This window comes from Rhizobium sp. Root482 (genome assembly GCF_001426565.1).
In the GTDB taxonomy this organism is placed as follows: Bacteria; Pseudomonadota; Alphaproteobacteria; order Rhizobiales; family Rhizobiaceae; genus Pararhizobium.
Genome location: NZ_LMFA01000022.1, coordinates 140,156 through 157,958 on the forward strand (window position 1 = coordinate 140,156; position 17,803 = coordinate 157,958).

At 62.8% G+C, this 17,803-nt stretch carries 16 protein-coding genes; 11 read left to right on the forward strand and 5 right to left on the reverse strand.

Annotated features, from left to right (window positions below; genetic code table 11):
* Nucleotides 1-58: 58 nt before the first annotated feature.
* Both ASD31_RS16770 and ASD31_RS16775 read left to right on the forward strand, forming a co-directional pair.
* Nucleotides 59-1,291, forward strand: a complete 1,233-nt coding sequence (locus tag ASD31_RS16770) for a putative DNA modification/repair radical SAM protein (RefSeq protein ID WP_056336193.1) — start codon at nucleotides 59-61, stop codon at nucleotides 1,289-1,291.
* Nucleotides 1,291-2,835, forward strand: a complete 1,545-nt coding sequence (locus ASD31_RS16775; protein ID WP_082520603.1) for a UdgX family uracil-DNA binding protein — start codon at nucleotides 1,291-1,293, stop codon at nucleotides 2,833-2,835. Before ASD31_RS16770 ends, ASD31_RS16775 begins: the two co-directional genes overlap by 1 nt.
* Here ASD31_RS16775 and ASD31_RS16780 read toward each other — a convergent pair.
* Nucleotides 2,809-4,056 carry a M24 family metallopeptidase gene (locus tag ASD31_RS16780; protein WP_056336196.1) on the reverse strand — a complete coding sequence of 416 codons (1,248 nt, stop codon included), beginning with the start codon at nucleotides 4,054-4,056 and terminating at the stop codon, nucleotides 2,809-2,811. The genes ASD31_RS16775 and ASD31_RS16780 overlap by 27 nt on opposite strands.
* A gap of 137 nt (nucleotides 4,057-4,193) precedes the next feature.
* On the opposite strand from ASD31_RS16780, the gene ASD31_RS16785 reads away from it, so the two are divergent.
* Both ASD31_RS16785 and ASD31_RS16790 read left to right on the forward strand, forming a co-directional pair.
* Nucleotides 4,194-5,381, forward strand: coding sequence for an acyl-CoA dehydrogenase (locus ASD31_RS16785; protein WP_056336198.1), 1,188 nt, complete (start codon nucleotides 4,194-4,196; stop codon nucleotides 5,379-5,381).
* A 20-nt stretch (nucleotides 5,382-5,401) separates the two neighbouring features.
* On the forward strand, nucleotides 5,402-6,586 hold the full coding sequence (locus ASD31_RS16790) for a CaiB/BaiF CoA transferase family protein (RefSeq protein ID WP_056336201.1): 1,185 nt from the start codon (nucleotides 5,402-5,404) through the stop codon (nucleotides 6,584-6,586).
* Nucleotides 6,587-6,774: 188 nt separating this feature from the next.
* Here the strand turns inward: ASD31_RS16790 and ASD31_RS16795 are convergent, their stop codons facing one another.
* Together ASD31_RS16795 and ASD31_RS16800 are read right to left on the reverse strand one after the other, a co-directional pair.
* Complete coding sequence (locus tag ASD31_RS16795; RefSeq protein WP_156392695.1) at nucleotides 6,775-8,232, reverse strand: NAD-dependent succinate-semialdehyde dehydrogenase; 1,458 nt, start codon at nucleotides 8,230-8,232, stop codon at nucleotides 6,775-6,777.
* Between the two features lie 138 nt (nucleotides 8,233-8,370).
* A complete protein-coding gene (locus ASD31_RS16800) occupies nucleotides 8,371-9,639 on the reverse strand; it encodes a 4-aminobutyrate--2-oxoglutarate transaminase (RefSeq protein ID WP_156392696.1) in 1,269 nt (422 codons plus the stop codon).
* A 252-nt stretch (nucleotides 9,640-9,891) separates the two neighbouring features.
* Here ASD31_RS16800 and ASD31_RS16805 point away from each other — a divergent pair, with 252 nt between their 5' ends.
* The 3 genes from ASD31_RS16805 to ASD31_RS26940 all read left to right on the forward strand — a co-directional run bounded on the left by ASD31_RS16805 (nucleotide 9,892) and on the right by ASD31_RS26940 (nucleotide 11,359).
* Nucleotides 9,892-10,137 carry a type II toxin-antitoxin system RelB/DinJ family antitoxin gene (locus ASD31_RS16805; protein WP_056336208.1) on the forward strand — a complete coding sequence of 82 codons (246 nt, stop codon included), beginning with the start codon at nucleotides 9,892-9,894 and terminating at the stop codon, nucleotides 10,135-10,137.
* 39 nt (nucleotides 10,138-10,176) lie between these two features.
* Nucleotides 10,177-10,983 carry a MerR family transcriptional regulator gene (locus tag ASD31_RS16810; RefSeq protein ID WP_056337198.1) on the forward strand — a complete coding sequence of 269 codons (807 nt, stop codon included), beginning with the start codon at nucleotides 10,177-10,179 and terminating at the stop codon, nucleotides 10,981-10,983.
* A 253-nt stretch (nucleotides 10,984-11,236) separates the two neighbouring features.
* Nucleotides 11,237-11,359 carry a hypothetical protein gene (locus tag ASD31_RS26940; protein WP_274534273.1) on the forward strand — a complete coding sequence of 41 codons (123 nt, stop codon included), beginning with the start codon at nucleotides 11,237-11,239 and terminating at the stop codon, nucleotides 11,357-11,359.
* On the opposite strand, the gene ASD31_RS16815 is transcribed toward ASD31_RS26940, so the two are convergent.
* Together ASD31_RS16815 and ASD31_RS16820 are read right to left on the reverse strand one after the other, a co-directional pair.
* Nucleotides 11,356-12,756 (reverse strand): sensor histidine kinase, encoded by a 1,401-nt coding sequence (locus tag ASD31_RS16815; protein WP_056336210.1) that lies wholly within the window; start codon nucleotides 12,754-12,756, stop codon nucleotides 11,356-11,358. The genes ASD31_RS26940 and ASD31_RS16815 overlap by 4 nt on opposite strands.
* Nucleotides 12,756-13,430 carry a response regulator transcription factor gene (locus ASD31_RS16820; protein WP_056336213.1) on the reverse strand — a complete coding sequence of 225 codons (675 nt, stop codon included), beginning with the start codon at nucleotides 13,428-13,430 and terminating at the stop codon, nucleotides 12,756-12,758. Before ASD31_RS16820 ends, ASD31_RS16815 begins: the two co-directional genes overlap by 1 nt.
* Nucleotides 13,431-13,508: 78 nt before the next feature.
* Between ASD31_RS16820 and ASD31_RS16825 the strand changes: the two genes are divergently transcribed.
* The 4 genes from ASD31_RS16825 to ASD31_RS16840 all read left to right on the forward strand — a co-directional run bounded on the left by ASD31_RS16825 (nucleotide 13,509) and on the right by ASD31_RS16840 (nucleotide 17,790).
* A complete protein-coding gene (locus ASD31_RS16825; RefSeq protein WP_056336215.1) occupies nucleotides 13,509-14,576 on the forward strand; it encodes an ABC transporter substrate-binding protein in 1,068 nt (355 codons plus the stop codon).
* Nucleotides 14,577-14,830: 254 nt separating this feature from the next.
* Nucleotides 14,831-15,775 (forward strand): Bug family tripartite tricarboxylate transporter substrate binding protein, encoded by a 945-nt coding sequence (locus ASD31_RS16830; RefSeq protein WP_056336217.1) that lies wholly within the window; start codon nucleotides 14,831-14,833, stop codon nucleotides 15,773-15,775.
* Nucleotides 15,772-16,263, forward strand: coding sequence for a tripartite tricarboxylate transporter TctB family protein (locus ASD31_RS16835; RefSeq protein ID WP_056336219.1), 492 nt, complete (start codon nucleotides 15,772-15,774; stop codon nucleotides 16,261-16,263). Before ASD31_RS16830 ends, ASD31_RS16835 begins: the two co-directional genes overlap by 4 nt.
* Before the next feature lie 9 nt (nucleotides 16,264-16,272).
* Entirely contained in the window at nucleotides 16,273-17,790 is a 1,518-nt protein-coding gene (locus ASD31_RS16840; protein WP_056336222.1) for a tripartite tricarboxylate transporter permease, read from the forward strand.
* Nucleotides 17,791-17,803: the final 13 nt, after the last annotated feature.

The following is a 17,803-nucleotide window of genomic DNA, read 5'->3' on the forward strand; positions in this document are numbered from 1 at the left end:
TCCGATCCTTCCCAATCGGCATTGACGGAAGGCGCGAAAGAACATAACATGAACAATCATGAAGAAATCGCTGAATGAACGACTGGCAATCCTTTCGGATGCGGCCAAATACGATGCTTCCTGCGCTTCGAGCGGAACGACCAAGCGCGATTCGTCAAAGTCCGGCGGGCTGGGATCGACGGAGGGATCGGGCATCTGCCATGCCTATGCACCGGACGGACGCTGCATTTCCCTTCTGAAAATCCTGATGACGAATTTCTGCATCTATGACTGCGCCTATTGCATCAACCGCTCGTCGAGCAATGTCGAGCGGGCGCGGTTCAGCGTCGAGGAGGTCGTGTGGCTGACGCTGGAATTTTACCGGCGCAACTACATCGAGGGGCTGTTTCTTTCCTCCGGTATCATCCGGTCCTCCGATTACACGATGGAGGAAATGGTGCGTATCGCCCGCGAACTGCGGGTGACCCATAAGTTTCGCGGCTATATCCACCTGAAATCGATCCCGGAGGCATCGCCGCTTCTCATCGAGGAGGCGGGGCTTTACGCCGATCGCCTGTCGATCAATATCGAATTGCCGACCGATATGGGCCTCGCTCGCTTCGCGCCGGAAAAGCAGCCGGCCAATATCCGCAAATCCATGGGCGAGTTGCGGCTGAAGATCGAGGCAGCCGAGGACCCCACCCTGCAGACAAAGCGCCGCCAGCGCTTCGTGCCGGCCGGCCAGAGCACGCAGATGATCGTCGGCGCGGACGCCGCGAATGATTCAGTCATTCTCGGCACCAGTGCCCGGCTTTATGGCAGCTATGGTCTGCGGCGGGTCTATTATTCCGCGTTCAGCCCCATACCGGATGCCTCGAAGAACCTGCCGCTGATCAGGCCGCCGCTGATGCGGGAGCATCGGCTCTACCAGGCGGACTGGCTCTACCGGTTTTACGGATTCGGCATCGAGGAAATCACCGAAAGCCAGCCGGACGGGATGCTGGACCTGAAGCTGGACCCGAAACTTGCCTGGGCGCTTGCCAATCGCCATCGTTTTCCGGTCGATATCAATACGGGCGAGCGCGAAATGCTCCTGCGCGTGCCGGGGCTCGGCACGAAAGCCGTCAAGGCCATCCTCTCGGCACGTCGATATCGCCGGCTTCGCCTGGCCGATCTTGCGCGGTTGCATGTGTCGATAAAAAAGGTGCAGCCGTTTATCATCGCCGAGGACACGACGCCGCATCGCCTGATCGATCGCCTGGACCTGCGCGCCCGGTTCGAGCCGAAGCCGGAACAGTTGGCCTTGCTCTGATGCGCAGGGTTTGGCTGGACGGCAAGGGCGATTTCGACGAGTGGCGCATGGCGGCACGCGGCCTGCTTATAAACGGGGTTCCGCCCGATGCGGTCGAATGGCGATTGCGAGACGAGGAGGGAGCGGATCTGTTTGCCGTCGGTGAGGCGGAGACTTCGGTACCGGAACAGGCCGTCGCCCCTTTGCCCTCGCTTACCGTGCCCCGTGCCTTCATGACGCTAGCCGAAGCGGTGATATGCCATTCCGATCCGGCGCGCCTTTCGCTCCTCTACCGTACCCTCCACCGCCTGCAGGGCGAACCGGATCTTCTTGCCATACGTTCGGATGCGGATGTGGCCGCGCTCAATGCGCTGGAAAAATCGGTTCGCCGCGATTGCCACAAGATGACGGCTTTCGTCCGCTTCAAGGAGGTCGATGCGGCGATCGGCGCGACGCGTCGGCGTTTCGTCGCCTGGTTCGAGCCGGATCATCATATCGTCGCGCGTACGGCGCCGTTTTTCCAGCGCCGGTTTACCGACATGGACTGGGTAATTGCCACGCCGAAGGGAGCGGCCGCCTGGGACGGGAAGGTGCTGCATGTCTCCACGGTGCCGGCGGAAAATCCGATGCTGACGGATGCGACCGACGAATTGTGGCGCACCTATTTCGCCAATATCTTCAATCCGGCGCGGTTGAAGGTGAAGGCGATGCAGGCGGAGATGCCGAAGAAATACTGGAAGAACCTGCCGGAAGCCGGACTGATACCGGCCATGATTGCCGGCGCAGAGGCAAGCGTCGTCGCCATGGCCGAGCGCGCGGCACAGGATGCGCCGCTGTTCCACAGCCGATTGCAGGCGGCCGCGAAAATAGCCGAGGACATCGACCGCCCGCCGCCGGGAACCTTGGAGGAGGTTCGCGAGGAGGCTCGGCACTGCACGTGGTGCGCGCTTCATTGCCGGGCGACGCAGACCGTGTTCGGCGAAGGTCCCTCGACCGCCGATATCATGATCGTCGGAGAACAGCCGGGCGACCAGGAGGATCTTGCCGGACGTCCCTTCGTCGGACCGGCCGGCAGGATGTTCGATGCCATTGCGCGCGAAGTCGGTTTCAATCGCGAGGAGGCCTATGTCACCAATGCCGTCAAGCACTTCAAATACGAGCCACGCGGCAAGCGGCGCATTCACCAAAAGCCGAACAAGAGCGAGGTTCAGATGTGCAAATGGTGGCTGCGGCTGGAACTGGACCTGGTAAAGCCCAAGCTGGTCGTGGCGCTTGGAGCAACAGCGCTTTCCGCCCTTACGGACGACAGGCAGCACCTCGCTGATCTGCGCGGCCAGACCATCAAGCTCGCTCCGGATCGTTCGCTGCTGGTCACGGTGCATCCGTCCTATTTGCTCAGAATTCCGGAAGAGGGGCGAAAACAGGAGGAGATGGCGCGCTTCCGCCAGGACATGGCAAGGGTTGCCTTATTCGCCCAAGCAGCGATCCTTGGAAAGGAATTGGGAAGACAGCGCGCACGAGAATCGGAAGGGTCCCGCTCAGATGACATCCAGCCCGTAGGGTAACCGGTTCATGATCTCGTGGCCTTCCGGCGTGATCAGCAACTGGTTCTCGATGATCAGGCCGCCGACGCCATCGACATACCAGGGTGTTTCGAAGGCGAGCACCATGCCGGGTTCCAGCAGCACATCCGATTGCCGCGACAGGAAGGGCCATTCCTCGCTGCCAAGGCTAGCGCCCAGCCCATGGCCGAAATGGCCGCGCGTATAGCCGGGAAAACCGACCTTCGCCATTGCCTCGGTCGTCACCCGATGAACCTCGCTCATCGCCACCCCCGGCTTCAGAAGGGCGAGGCCGGCATGATAGGCACCTTGCAGCGTATCGAACAGACGGGCCTGAATCGGCGTGGGCGTGCCGCAGACGAAGGTCCGTCCGGTGTCGGATGTATAGCCGGCAATCAGGCAACCGACATCGACCTTGATGAGATCGCCGGCTGCGACCACGCCACCTTTCGTCCAGGGGTTCTGGCCGACCGAGATATATTCCCACAGCCCCGTCAGATTTCGGATGTCACGGCGCGCCGCCTCGGCCCGAACACCGCTTTCCCAGGCGGCGGCCAGCGCATCGCGGCTGACGCCGATCGAAACCGTCTCGCGCAGGGCGACGATTCCCGCTTCGGACAGTTCCACTGCCGTGCGCAGATGGCCGATTTCGACCACGGATTTGATCATCTTCAAACGTCGGACGAGATCGGATGCATCGACAAGCTCGGCATCGGGCAAGACCTTGGAAAGGTGCTGGAAATCGATAACGGAAAGACTGTCGAGTTCGACGCCGATCCGCCCTTTCTCCAGCCTGCGCGCGGCGAGAAGTTCTTCGGCAAGACGGAATCCCTCGGAGGCGTCGAATGTTTCGGGGCGCTGGAAGCCGGCAGGCCGGCCCTGCCTTGCCCATGCCTCTCGCAGCAGCGCCTCGGGGGACAGGGCGTCCCTTTCCAGGCCACGGATATCGCCGGTCTCGACCCAGGTCGGATTGATGCGGATATCGGTGATCGGGCTCGTCGCGCGAAACGCCGCCTCGAAAAGATCGGTCACGACGGCTGCCGGCGAAAGGGCCGGATCGGCAGGCACGACAGCCGCTACGGCGCCGGCGCGCCGCCACATCGTCGCCACTCCGGCCGGTGCGCCGGTGGCATAGGTGAAGCTTTCCGCCGACAGAAGAAGGAGTGCGTCGAGGCCCGTTTTCACCATCAGGGAGGAGGCCCGCGCCCGGTCGAGATAGGTCATGCTGTCGTCCTTGTCCCGACCGCACGGATTGCGGGTTCCATTCCCGCAACGCATGATGCAGTGCCACATTTTCGTTTGTATCGCTTTCTCCGGCTTGCCATAACGGGCAGAATAAGGAAAGCGCGGAGGACGACGACATGGCAGGCAGGCAAGAATTCCAGTGGGACGACCCCTTCATTCTGGAGGACCAGCTCTCCGAAGACGAGCGGATGATCCGCGATACGGCTCGCGCCTATGCCCAGGACAAGTTGCAGCCGCGCGTCATCGATGCCTATCGCAATGAGGCAACCGATCCCTCGATCTTCCGCGAAATGGGCGATCTCGGCCTGCTCGGCGTCACCGTTCCGGATACCTATGGCGGCGTCGGCGCCTCCTATGTGGCTTATGGTCTCGTTGCCCGCGAAGTCGAGCGGGTCGATTCCGGCTATCGCTCGATGATGAGCGTTCAGTCATCGCTGGTGATCTATCCGATCCATGCCTATGGTTCCGAGGAGCAGCGGCAGAAATACCTGCCCAAGCTGATCAGCGGCGAATGGATCGGCTGCTTCGGGCTCACTGAGCCCGATGCCGGCTCCGATCCGGGCGGCATGAAGACGCGAGCGGTGAAGACCGATGGCGGCTACCGGTTGAGCGGCTCGAAAATGTGGATCTCCAACGCGCCGATCGCCGATGTCTTCGTCGTCTGGGCGAAATCCGAGGCCCATGGCAATGCTATTCGTGGCTTCGTGCTGGAAAAGGGCATGGCGGGCCTGAGCGCGCCGAAGATCGGCGGCAAGCTGTCGCTGCGCGCCTCGATCACCGGCGAAATCGTCATGGACAATGTCGAAGTCGGCGAGGATGCGCTGCTGCCCAATGTCGAAGGCCTGAAGGGCCCGTTCGGCTGCCTCAACCGCGCCCGCTACGGCATTTCCTGGGGCGTGCTCGGTTCGGCGGAATTCTGCTGGCATGCGGCCCGCCAATATGGCCTCGACCGCAAGCAGTTCGGCAAGCCGCTGGCGCAGACGCAGCTTTTCCAGAAGAAGCTTGCCGACATGCAGACGGAAATCGCGCTCGGCCTGCAGGCCTCGCTCAGGGTCGGCCAGTTGATGGATGCCGGCCGGATGGCGCCTGAGATGATCTCGATCGTCAAGCGCAACAATTGCGGCAAGTCGCTGGATATCGCCCGCGCCGCTCGCGACATGCATGGCGGCAACGGCATTTCGGAGGATTACCAGGTCATGCGCCATATGGTGAACCTCGAAACGGTCAACACCTATGAAGGCACCCACGATGTGCACGCCCTGATTCTCGGCCGCGCCCAGACCGGGCTGCAGGCCTTTTTCTGAGCGTGATCGAGGGAAAGGGCATGGAAACGCCGTTGAAGGGCCTGAAGGTTCTCGAGCTCGCCCGTATCCTGGCCGGTCCCTGGATCGGCCAGACATTGGCGGATCTCGGCGCCGATGTCGTCAAGGTCGAGAGCCCGGCCGGCGACGATACTCGCACCTGGGGGCCACCCTTCATCGAGGCGGAAGGCGGTGGGCATCTGGATGCCGCCTATTTCCACGCCTGCAATCGCGGCAAGCGCTCCGTCGTTCTCGATTTCACCACGCCCGAGGGCCAGGAAGCGGTGCGCCGCCTGGCGGCGCAGTCGGATGTGCTAGTCGAGAACTTCAAGGTCGGCGGGCTGGCGAAATACGGATTGGACTATGAAAGCCTGAAGAAGATCAATCCGCGCCTGATCTATTGCTCAGTCACCGGTTTCGGCCAGGATGGCCCCTATGCGCACCGTGCCGGCTACGATTATATCGTCCAGGGCATGAGCGGCATCATGGACCTGACCGGTGATCCGGCCGGCGAGCCGCAGAAGATCGGCGTCGCCTTCGCCGATATCTTCACCGGTCTCTACGGCGTCATCGCCGTGCAGGCGGCCCTGCAGATGCGCGAGCGCACCGGCCAGGGCCAGCAGATCGACATGGCGCTGCTCGACAGCATGACCGGCGTCCTTGCCAACCAGGCGCTGAATTTCCTTGTTTCCGGGCAATCGCCGCGCCGGCTCGGCAATGCGCATCCGAATATCGCGCCCTACCAGGTCTTTCCCGTCTCCGACGGCCATCTGATCGTCGCGGTCGGTAACGACAGGCAATTCGTCAAGTTCTGCGGCCTGCTCGGGCGCGACGATCTTGCCACCGATCCGCGCTATCTCACCAATGCCGGCCGGGTAAAACACCGCGACAGCCTGACGCCGGACCTTGCCGCGCAAACGGCACGGTTCAGCCGTGACGACCTGCTGGCCGCGCTCGAAGCCGCCGGCGTGCCCGGCGGGCCGATCAACCAGGTTGCCGACGTCTTTTCCGACCCGCAGATCGTCCATCGCGGCATGCGGGTCGATACGCCACATACGGGATCGGCCGGCGGCACGGCCCCTGGGGTGCGCACGCCGCTGGCCTTTTCGGATGCCAAGCTTGCATTGGAACGTGGTGCTCCAAGACTTGGAGAGCATACGAATGAGGTTCTGGCCGAGATCGGGATGGCGCCGGACGCTTTCAAATAATGAGCGTTCGATAGCGGGCTTGGTAAAAAATCGGTGGTCATCCGGTACGCGTAGCAAACCCTGATACATCGCGAAGTCTCGAGACGGCTGGCGCAGATGGGCGGCAGCGATCCGGACATGGAGCCTATTCCCAGACGACGGGCTTGGAACGACGAGGCCTGATATTTCCGGCGATTGCGCCGTTCCCCTCAAATATTCCCCATGCAGAGATATTTCATCTCCAGATAATCCTCGGCGCCGTGGCGGGAGCCTTCGCGGCCGATGCCGGATTGCTTGAGGCCGCCGAAGGGGGCGGCTTCCGATGACATGCGGCCGGTATTGATGCCGATCATGCCGTATTCCAGGGCCTCGGCGACCCGCCAGACCTTCTTCAGTTCGGTCGCATAGAAATAGGCGGCAAGGCCGTAGATCGTGTCGTTGGCCTGCAGGATCACGTCTTCCATCGTCTCGAAACGGATGATCGGCGCAACCGGCCCGAAGGTCTCGTCGCAGGCGACCAGCATGGTCTTGTCGACATTCGCAAGCACCGTCGGCTCGTAAAAGGCGTCTGAAACGCGCTTGCCACCGCACAGAAGGGTCGCCCCTTTTGCGGTCGCGTCGTTCACATGCCTTTCGACCTTCTCCATCGCCTGCTCGTCGATTAGCGGGCCGATGGAAACGCCTTCGGAAAAGCCGTCGCCGACCTGGAGCTTGCGCACTTCCGCCGCCAGTTTTCGGGCAAATTCGTCGTGGACGCGGTCCTGCACATAGATGCGGTTGGCGGAGGTGCAGGTCTGGCCGGCATTGCGGAATTTCGCCTGGATGGCGCCATCCACCGCCGCGTCGATATCGGCATCGTCGAAGACGATGAAGGGTGCGCTGCCGCCAAGCTCGAGACTGACCTTCTTGATCTGGTCTGCGCATTGCCGCATCAGGATGCGGCCGACTTCGGTCGAGCCGGTGAACGAGATCTTGCGGACCCTGGCATTGGTGCAAAGCTCGCGGCCGATCGCATCGCCGCGGGAGGCGAGGATCAGGTTGAAGACGCCTTTCGGGAAGCCGGCGCGGATCGCCAGTGCATGCATGGCGAAGGCCACCAACGGCGTCTGCTCGGCCGGCTTCAGGATGACGGTACAGCCGACGGCAAGCGCCGGCGAGATTTTCCGCGCCACCATGGAGGCGGGGAAGTTCCAGGGCGTGATGGTGCCGACGACGCCGACCGGCTGCTTGATCACCAGCATGCGCCGGTCCGTCGAGGGGGCCGGGATGGTTTCGCCGTAAACGCGCTTTGCCTCCTCCGCATACCATTCGATATAGGCGGCGGCATGTTGGATTTCCGAGCGCGCTTCGTTGAGCGGCTTGCCCATTTCGGCCGTGAGAATGGCGGCAAGATCGTCCAGATGGGCGATGACGAGATCGTGCCAGCGGCGCAATATCTTGCTGCGATCGCCGGCCGGACGTTCAGCCCAGGGGAACTGGGCGGCATAGGCTTCGTCGATCGCCGCGCGAGTCTCACTCACGCCCATGTCCGGCAGGGTCGCAAGCCTGTCGCCATTGGCCGGATTGAGGACGTCGAAGGTCCGGGTGCCGGCAGGAACCGCCGCAGCGACAAGCCCGAGCTTGTGCGGTTCCGTCACGCGGGCGGTCAGCTTTTCGGTAAAGATCATCGGTGATCCTTTCTGGCTTCCCTGAAGGGGCAGGCAGACACGGCCAAGCCGCTGCGTGACAATGCCGGTAGCCGATAAACGCGGCCAGGTCCACCGGATGGGGGAGGGATTATCCGGTGGCCAAGCCTTGTGCCTTCCTCAGCCCCGCGCCTCGACGATCGAAGCTTCGAGGATATCCAGGGCCTCGGCAAAGACCGCGTCCTGGATGGTGATCGGTGCGAGGAAACGGATGACATTGCCGTGCACGCCGCAGGTCAGGAGGATCAGGCCTTTCTCCAGGGCATTCAGGCGCACGCGGTTGGCGAAGTCGGCACTTGGCAGGCCGGTCGCCTTGTCGTTGAATTCGACGGCGTTCATGAAGCCGGGGCCGCGGATATCGACAATTTCCGGAACCTGTTCGGCGATGGCGGCAAGGCGCTGCTTGAGGCGGCCGCCGAGCTGCTCGGCCCGTTCGCAAAGCTTTTCGTCCTCGATGACGTCGAGGACGGCATGCGCGGCGGCAATACCCATCGGGCTGCCACCATAGGTGCCGCCAAGCCCGCCGGGCGCCGGGGCGTCCATGATTTCGGCGCGGCCGGTAACGGCCGCCAGCGGAAAGCCGCCGGCCAGGCTTTTCGCCATGGTGACGAGATCGGCGGCCACATCATGGTGCTCCATGGCAAACAGCTTGCCGGTGCGGGCAAAGCCGGTCTGCACTTCGTCGGCGATCAGCAGGATGCCGTGCTCGTCGCAGATCTCGCGCAACGTCCGCATGAAGGATGTCGGGGCGGGATAGAATCCGCCTTCGCCCTGCACGGGTTCCAGGATGATGGCGGCGACACGGCCCGGATCGACATCGGCGGCAAACAATTTCTTCAGGGCGGTGATCGACTGATCGACGCTGACGCCATGCAACTCGATCGGGAAGGGCGCGTGGAAGACATCGCCCGGCATGGCGCCGAAGCCGACCTTGTAGGGAAAGACCTTGCCGGTCAGTGCCATGCCCATGAAGGTGCGTCCATGAAAACCGCCGCCAAAGGCGATGACCGCCTGGCGGCCGGTGGCGGCGCGCGCGATCTTGACGGCATTCTCGACCGCTTCGGCGCCGGTGGTGACGAAGATGGTCTTCTTGACGAATTTGCCTGGCGTCAGCGCATTCAGGCGTTCGGCAAGATGCACGTAATTCTCATAGGGCACGACCTGGTGACAGGTATGGGTGAACCGATCGAGCTGCGCCTTGACCGCCTCGATGACGCGCGGATGGCGGTGGCCGGTATTGACGACGGCGATGCCGGCGGCGAAATCGATATAGCGATTGCCTTCCTTGTCCCAGATCTCGGCATTCTCCGCCCGATCCGCATAGATTTGCGTGGTCATGCCCACGCCCCGGGAAATGGCTGCATTCTTGCGGTCGGTCAAACTGGTCACGGCTGGCATCCTGAGCGTTGAGAGTGGCAGATTGAGTAAATCCTATATTTTTTCTGTAGGCTTGCAAATTAATTATGGTGATCGAAACTACAGCGCCGTTGATGCTTTTTCTTGTGCCGCATGGAGAGCTGTGGCTACATTGACGCTTGGAGACGAATTCATTGTTCGAATGTCGATTTTTAAGGGTCAGTCACGGCACAGCCGGTCATGATCCCGCCTATTTGTAAAGCGTAGCATTGCAGGAGAAGATGCATGACCGCAGACACCATAATCCGTGCCCGCATCGATTCAGTGACCAAGCAGAAGGCGGTTGCAGCCCTTGAGGCCATGGGACTTTCGGTTTCCGATGCCATTCGCCTGCTGATGCTGCGCATCGCCGAAGAAAAACGTTTGCCTTTCGAATTGAAGGTGCCTGAAACGGCAGAGATGCCCGCTCTTGAACGCCCGACGCGCCGGCTCGATAGCGGCGAGGACCTGTTTCACGACCTGGAACATTGATCGCATGAGGTTTTCGTGCCGCAGCCCGCGAGCGATGCCATGACAATCCGCTACAAGGTCGCCGAGGCGGCCAGGCTCGCAGGCGTTTCCGCCTCGACCTTGCGGCTGTGGGAGGCGCAGGGCCTGGTGGTGCCGGAGCGTTCCGCCACCGGCCACCGGCAATATAGCGAAGGCGATCTCGCCCAGCTGAAGCGCATTGCCTGGTTCCGTGCCGAGCGCGGACTCAATCCGGCCGCCATTCGCGAGGCGCTCGAGGCAGAAGCCGGCGAACCCGACGATCCCAGTTCGCTCCCACCAGATGTCGCTTCAGAGGTTGGCCGCAAGCTTCGGAGCATGCGACATGCGACGGGCAGGACGCTGGAGCAGGTGGCCGGCGATATCGGTATCGCGGCCTCGGTCCTTTCGACGCTGGAACGGACCTCGCAAGGCGTATCCGTCGCGGTGCTGCATAATCTCGCCGCCTATTTCGGGACCACGGTGTCCAGTCTCTCCGGCGAGGACGAGCCGAAGGTGCGGGCGCTGGTGCGTTCGGGCGAATGGCGTGCCTGGCCGCGCACGACGCCTGGGGTCACCGTGCAATTGCTCGCCGAAGGGCACAACCAGATGGATTGCCACCGTTTCGTGCTGGAGCCCGGCGCATCCAGCGAAGGCGCCTATAAGCACGAGGGCGAGGAATTCGTCTATGTCCTTACAGGACGGGTCGAGTTCGTGCTCGATTCCGATCAGTTCCACGATCTCAATCCGGGAGATTCGCTTTATTTCGAAAGCCGCCGTCACCACGCCTGGTCGAACCGGCATGACGGCGAAACCGTGCTCCTGTGGATCAATACGCCGCCAACATTCTGATATGGATCTATTATCAGGAGCGGCAGCGAGTCTATCCGTCGGGCAAGCCCGGTTCGGCCAGGTCGTTGCGCCGCTTTTCAGCCGCCGTGTCCGATAGATTAAAATAATAAACCTACAATATTTCCGGTGTTACTTTTTCGCCATCAATACATCCTGCCATGTTTGCCACGCAGGGCTGCTTTGTTCGTTAGGGGCTTCCTCATGCGCAAATAAAATGCCATCCAGGTTTGGAAACAATCCTATGGAGTTTATCATGTTTTCGCAGCGCAAGCTGTCGAGCCCGTCTGATCGCGGTTTCATCCAGTCGATCTGGAACGCGATCCTTCTCGTTCAGACCCGTGAAACGTCCTCGCTGATGCGCGGCCGCGGCCGCTAAGGCGACCCAAGCGGAAAGACGATCGAGGCTTTCAGGCCTCGTCCGCCCGGACCATCCGCCAGCGAGAGCTGCCCGCCGAACAGGCCGGCGATTTCCTCGACGATCGGCAGACCCAATCCCATCCCGGGGCTCGCGCCCGGTGCTTCGCCGCGAAGGCCGCGCGCGAAACGCTGTCGCGCGGCCGGCCGGTTTTCCGGCGCGATGCCCGGGCCGTTGTCTTCCACATCAAGGCGAACAAACTGATCGTCCACCGCCACGCGAACGGTGACAATGGCGCCGCGACCGGCATAGGCGATGGCATTTTCGATCAGATTGCGTAAGAGTTCGCCGATCAGCAGCGGCTGGGCGCGGATCGGCGCGCTGCCCTCCCCTTCGAAACCGAGATCGACGCCGGCATCGCCGGCGCCGGGCACGTGGTCGGCGGTAATTTCCTGGGCCAGCGCCGCGAGATCAAGCAGCGCCAGCGGCTGCGCTTGCGTCGAGCCGGCCGCGTCGATCTTCGCCATCAGCAGCAATTGCGCCAGGATGCGCTCGGCATGGGCAACGGCTTCGTCGCCCTTGCGTGCCGCCTGCCTCGCCTCCTCCAGCGACGTGGCGCGGGCCGACAGCGCCAGCTGGGTGCGGATGATGGCGAGCGGCGTGCGCAGCTGATGGCTGGCATTGCCGGTGAAATGGCGCAGCGCATCGAGCGCCGATTGCAGCCGCACCATGAAGGAATTGACCGTCTCGACAAGCCCTTCGACCTCGCTCGGCACCGTCTGATCGATCGGGTGCAGGTCGTCCGGATTGCGCTCCGCGATGGCGTCGCCAAGCCGGTAGAGCGGCCGCAGCGAAAAGGTGACGGCGACCCAGACGATGATCGCTGCGCCAAGGATCATCATCAGCAGGCGAAAGGCCGAGCGCAGCAGGATGGCCTGGGTCAGTTGTCGCCGGGCGATCGTCGTTTCGGCGACGGTGACGATGAACGGAACCGAATTGATGCCCGTCGAGGCGGAACGTTCGAGCGCCGCCACCCGGATGGGCTCGCCGCGAAAGGCGGCATCGACAAAGACGGCGGATTGCCCTTTCATGTCGCCGACGGATGGCAGGGTCTGGTAGCCCGTGATGAACCGGCCGGGCGGGCCGTCGACACGGTAGAAGACGCGGTCCTGCGCCGCCGAAGTGAGCATTTCCAGCGCGACATAGGGAATGTCGACCTCGAGCGAGCCATCCTCGGCGACCACCACCCGTTCGGCAATGGCAAGCGCCGAACCGGCCAACACCCGGTCGGAAACCGTGTTCGCCGTCTTCACCGCCTCGCGGTAGGTGTCGATCAGCGCCAGGCTGCCGATGACCAGCGTTGAGATCAGCAGCCAGGCGAGCAGCCTGCCACGCAGCGAATAGGCGGTGCGTGGCATTAGCCGTCCACCCGCTTGTCGAGATAATAGCCGATGCCCCGGGCGGTGCGCACCGTCAGTCCGTGCGGCGCCAGACGCTTTCTTAGCCGGCTCACATATTGTTCGATGGCATTGGCGCTCAGGTCGTCGTCAAAGGCGGTCAGCGACTGGATGATGGCCTCCTTGGCCACCACCTTTCCGGCCCGCATGAACAGGATCTCAAGCAGGCCGAGTTCGCGCGCCGGGATATCGAGAGTGATGCCGCCGGCCGAAAATGTCCTTGAATTCAGGTCGAAGGACACCGTGCCGTAGCTGACGATCGAAGAGCGAAGACCCGCTTGCCGGCGCAACAGGACCCGCACCCGCGCTTCGAATTCACTGATGTCGAACGGCTTGATCATGTAGTCGTCGGCGCCGAGATCCAGCCCCCTGATCTTTTCCTCCTGGGTGCCGCGCGCCGTCAGGATCAGCACTGCCGCCTTGTTTTGCCGCGCCCGCATGGAACGCAGCACGTCGAGGCCATCCATTTCCGGCAGAGTCAGGTCGAGGATGACGAGGTCGAAATTTTCGGTCGCGGTCACGGCATCGGCCGAAGCGCCATCGCTGACGACATCAACCGCATAGCCGCTGCCGCGCAGGATGGCGACGAGCCCCTCCGACAGCGCCCTGTTGTCCTCGACCAGCAATATCCGCAAATCCGTCGCCTCCCTTTTACCAGTCTATCGGGCGTGCCCCGGCTTGTGAACGGGCAAGGGCTGCGGCACTATGGTTTTATGCGCGTCCTTCCCTTCCTCTGCCTTCTTGGCGGATTGTCTCTTCCCGCCAGTGCCCAGGCGGTGCTGTTTCCGGCGCTGTCGGGCGATGCCTCGGCGCAGACCGTCACCGTCTATTCCTCGCTCGACGAGCCCATGGCCCGGCCGATGATCGCCGGCTTCCAGGCCGCCAACCCGGATGTGGCGGTGCGCTACGAGGACATGCTCACCGGCGAGATCTACGACCGGATCGTCAGGGAAACCGATGCCGGGCTGAAGACGGCCGATTTCGCCTTCTCTTCGGCCATGGACCTGCAGGTCAAGCTCAGCAATGACGGCTACGCCCAGCGCAGCGACCTGCCGATGAGCGGCCGCTGGCCGGACTGGGCCAACTGGCGCAACACTGCCTATGCACTCACCTTCGAGCCCGCGGTCTTCGTCTATCACAAGCCGAGCTTCGCCGGGCAGGCACCACCCTCGACGCGGGCCGAGCTTATCGATTATCTCAGGCGCGAGGGAAGTGCTGTCTTCGGCAAGATCGGCACCTATGACATCGAGCGATCGGGCGTCGGCTTCCTGTTCATGGCGCGCGACCAGGAGCAGTTCGGCGATATCTGGTCGGTGATCCAGGCAATGGGCGCCGCCGGCGTCAAGCTCTATTCCACCAGTTCGGCCATTCTGGAGCGCGTGTCCGACGGCCGCTTCGTGCTCGGCTACAATATTCTCGGCTCCTATGCAGCCGACTGGGCCTCGCGCCATCCCGATGTCGGCATCGTGCTGCCAAGGGATTATACCGTGGTTATGTCGCGCATCGGGCTGGTGCCGCAGGCGGCCGCCTCGCCCGATCTCGGACGTCGCTATCTGGAATTCTTCATGTCGAAGGAGGGCCAGACGATCATGGCGCGCGAATTGCAGATTCCGGCCGTCAGCCCGGAGGTTGCGGGCGTCAATACCGCCAATACAATGCGTGAAATGCTCGGCGCCCAGTTGCGGCCGGTTCCCGTCAGTCCCGGGCTGATGGTCTATCTGGACCAGGTCAAACGGGCCCGACTGATCGCCCGCTGGAACGAAGTTTTGCGTCTCCAGTAGACGGCAAGGCAAAATTGGGGGAGATTATTCCGGCAAGGTGCCGCCGATGTCAGGTAGATGTCAGCTTCCTGTGGTGCCTTGTGGTTCTTCATCGCCCGTGGAGGCGGACGATCAAGGCGCATGGGAGGCGTTCATCAGATCCGGAAAGTGGCAGGCCTTGAAGGCCGCCCTATCCGCCGTCAGTGAACCAGTCCCGTCCGCAAAGATGAACATTGCGCGCCGGATCAACCAGCGCGCCTGACGGAGGACTTCCCTTGAAACAGTTTTTTCTGGCATCCATTCTCGCCGGTGCGCTCGCACTGCCGGCCGTTGCCGCCGATTATACCATCATCGCGCCGGCTAACCCGGGCGGTGGCTGGGACCAGACGGCCCGTTCCATCCAGACCGTGATGCAGGAAGAGGGCATTTCCAGCAATGTCCAGGTGCAGAACGTTCCCGGGGCCGGCGGCACGATCGGTCTTGCCCAGTTCGCCAGCCAGTCAAAGGGCAATGCCAATGCGCTCATCGTCGGCGGCTATGTCATGGTCGGCGCCATCCTTACCAACAAGTCGCCCGTCACCCTGAAGGATGTCACCCCAATCGCGCGCCTGACCGGCGAATATGAAGCCATCGTCGTTCCGGCCGCTTCGCCGCTCAAGACCATGGGCGACCTCGTCGAGGCGCTGAAGAAGGATCCGGGCGCCGTTTCCTGGGCCGGCGGTTCGGCCGGCGGTACCGACCATATCGCTGTCGGCCTGATCGCCAAGGCGGCGGGCGTCGATCCCACGAAGATCAATTATATCGCCTTTTCCGGCGGCGGCGAAGCGCTGGCCGCCATTCTCGGCAACCAGGTGACGGCCGGCATTTCCGGCTACGGCGAGTTCGAGGCACAGGTCAAGTCGGGCACGCTTCGCCTTCTGGCCGTATCGAGCGCGGAGCGCCTCGAAGGCATCGATGCGCCGACGATCAAGGAAGGCGGACTGGACGTCGTGGTTGAAAACTGGCGGATGATTGCCGCAGCGCCCGGCCTTTCCGACGAGCAGAAGGCCGCCGTTTCGGCCGATATCGAAAAGCTTGCCAAGTCGGCCGGTTGGCAGGAAACGCTGAAGACCAAGGGCTGGCAGGATACCTATCTCGCCGGTGACGCCTTCGCCGAGCAACTGGCCAAGGATATTTCCTCCACCGAAACCGTCCTCAAGGACATTGGTCTGGTTCAATGACAAAGGGTAACACCCCTTCGAATGAGAGGCGCCGCCCCGACCGGGCGGCGCTTGCCATTGCCGTCTTCCTTGCCGGTCTCGCCGGGCTGATCTTCTGGGACAGTTCGCGGCTCGCCAGGATCAACAGCTATTCCGGCATCGGTCCCTCCACCATCCCCTTCGTGATCGCCTGCGGATTGCTGCTTCTGGCCGCCTGGACTGTCTTCGAGGCATTGCGCGGTGATTTTCCCGAGCGTGAACGGCAGGAAATCGCACCGGTGGTGTGGATTATCGGCGGTCTTGCGGCGCAGATGCTGCTCCTCAAGTCGTTCGGGTTCTCGATCGCGACCGGCGTTCTTTTTGCCGCCGCCGCCGCCGGCTTCGGCAGGCGCAAGCTGTGGTTCACCATACCCGCGGGGATTTTACTCTCTCTCGGAATCTGGCTGCTCTTTGCCGGCCTCCTGCAACTGTCGCTGCCTGCCGGGCCGCTTGAACATCTGTTTTGGTAGGGGCCTGACATGTCGACATTCGAGTTTCTGCTGCAGGGCATCGTCGTCGCCGCTCAGCCGATGAACCTGTTCTACGCCCTGATCGGCGTGACGCTGGGCACCGCTGTCGGGGTCTTGCCGGGTATCGGCCCGGCGCTGACCGTGGCGCTGCTTCTGCCGGTCACCTACAAGCTTGATCCCGGCGGCTCGCTGATCATGTTCGCCGGCATCTATTATGGCGGCATGTATGGCGGCTCCACCACCTCCATCCTGTTGAACGCGCCGGGGGAAAGCGCCTCCATCGTCACCGCGCTGGAGGGCAACAAGATGGCCCGTGCGGGGCGGGGTGGGCCTGCACTGGCAACGGCGGCCATCGGCTCCTTCGTCGCCGGCCTCATCGCTACGCTGGCGCTCGCCTTCGTTGCGCCCTTCGTCGTCAAGCTGGCGCTGGTCTTCGGCCCGCGCGAATATTTCGCGCTGATGGTACTGGCCTTCGTGACGGTTTCATCGGCCTTCGGCGATTCGACCCTGCGGGGGCTGACCTCGCTGTTCATCGGCTTCACGCTCGCCATCATCGGCATCGACCAGTTGACCGGCCAGGCGCGCATGAGCTTCGGCATTCCCGATCTGCTCGATGGCATCGAGGTGACGACGCTTGCGGTCGCGATGTTCGCCATCGGCGAAGCGCTCTATATCGCCGCCCAAGGCGACCGCGGGCCGGACAAGATCGAAACGGTCAAGGGTTCGGTCTGGATGACCGGCCAGGATTGGGCACGGTCGTGGAAGGCCTGGCTGCGCGGAACGGCGATCGGTTTTCCGATCGGCGCGATGCCGGCCGGTGGCGCGGAGATCGGCACCTTCCTTTCCTATGCCGCCGAAAAGCGGCTAACCAAGCATCCGGAGGAATTCGGCAATGGCGCCATCGAGGGCGTCGCCGGGCCGGAAGCCGCCAACAACGCCTCCGCCGCCGGCACGCTGGTGCCGCTCCTGACGCTTGGCCTGCCGACAACCGCGACCGCGGCGATCATGCTGGCGGGCTTCCAGCAATACGGGCTGCAGCCCGGGCCACTGCTGTTCGCCACCAATCCGCAGCTTGTCTGGGGTTTGATCGCCAGCCTGTTGATCGCCAACCTCATGCTGCTGGTGCTGAACCTGCCGCTGGTCGGGCTTTGGGTAAAACTGCTGACCATTCCCAAGCCCTGGCTCTATGCCGGTATCCTGTTGTTTGCGACGCTCGGCACGATCGGCGCCAATCCCTCGGTGTTCGAGCTTGGCATGCTGCTCACCTTCGGCGTGCTTGGCTATGTCATGCGCATCTTCGGCTATCCGATTGCCCCGGTGGTGGTCGGCCTGATCCTGGGGCCGCTGGCCGAACAGCAATTGCGCCGCGCGCTGGCGATCAGCCAGGGCGACGTCACCGTGCTGTTCACCTCGCCGATCGCGGCCGTGCTGCTGGCGATCGCCGCTGCCGCCTTGATCGTACCGCTGATCCTGCGGGCGCGTGGCCGTGGCGAGGTGCTTTCCCAACTGGCGGCAAACGAAGACTGATCTTCTTGATCAC

Bases quoted from the DNA above. Each gene is read 5' to 3' on its own strand.
- ASD31_RS16770 (WP_056336193.1), top strand. From the start codon at position 59: ATGAAGAAATCGCTGAATGAACGACTGGCAATCCTTTCGGATGCGGCC.
- ASD31_RS16775 (WP_082520603.1), top strand. From the start codon at position 1,291: ATGCGCAGGGTTTGGCTGGACGGCAAGGGCGATTTCGACGAGTGGCGC.
- ASD31_RS16780 (WP_056336196.1), bottom strand. From the start codon at position 4,056: ATGACCTATCTCGACCGGGCGCGGGCCTCCTCCCTGATGGTGAAAACG.
- ASD31_RS16785 (WP_056336198.1), top strand. From the start codon at position 4,194: ATGGCAGGCAGGCAAGAATTCCAGTGGGACGACCCCTTCATTCTGGAG.
- ASD31_RS16790 (WP_056336201.1), top strand. From the start codon at position 5,402: ATGGAAACGCCGTTGAAGGGCCTGAAGGTTCTCGAGCTCGCCCGTATC.
- ASD31_RS16795 (WP_156392695.1), bottom strand. From the start codon at position 8,232: ATGATCTTTACCGAAAAGCTGACCGCCCGCGTGACGGAACCGCACAAG.
- ASD31_RS16805 (WP_056336208.1), top strand. From the start codon at position 9,892: ATGACCGCAGACACCATAATCCGTGCCCGCATCGATTCAGTGACCAAG.
- ASD31_RS16810 (WP_056337198.1), top strand. From the start codon at position 10,177: ATGACAATCCGCTACAAGGTCGCCGAGGCGGCCAGGCTCGCAGGCGTT.
- ASD31_RS26940 (WP_274534273.1), top strand. From the start codon at position 11,237: ATGTTTTCGCAGCGCAAGCTGTCGAGCCCGTCTGATCGCGGTTTCATC.
- ASD31_RS16815 (WP_056336210.1), bottom strand. From the start codon at position 12,756: ATGCCACGCACCGCCTATTCGCTGCGTGGCAGGCTGCTCGCCTGGCTG.
- ASD31_RS16825 (WP_056336215.1), top strand. From the start codon at position 13,509: ATGCGCGTCCTTCCCTTCCTCTGCCTTCTTGGCGGATTGTCTCTTCCC.
- ASD31_RS16835 (WP_056336219.1), top strand. From the start codon at position 15,772: ATGACAAAGGGTAACACCCCTTCGAATGAGAGGCGCCGCCCCGACCGG.
- ASD31_RS16840 (WP_056336222.1), top strand. From the start codon at position 16,273: ATGTCGACATTCGAGTTTCTGCTGCAGGGCATCGTCGTCGCCGCTCAG.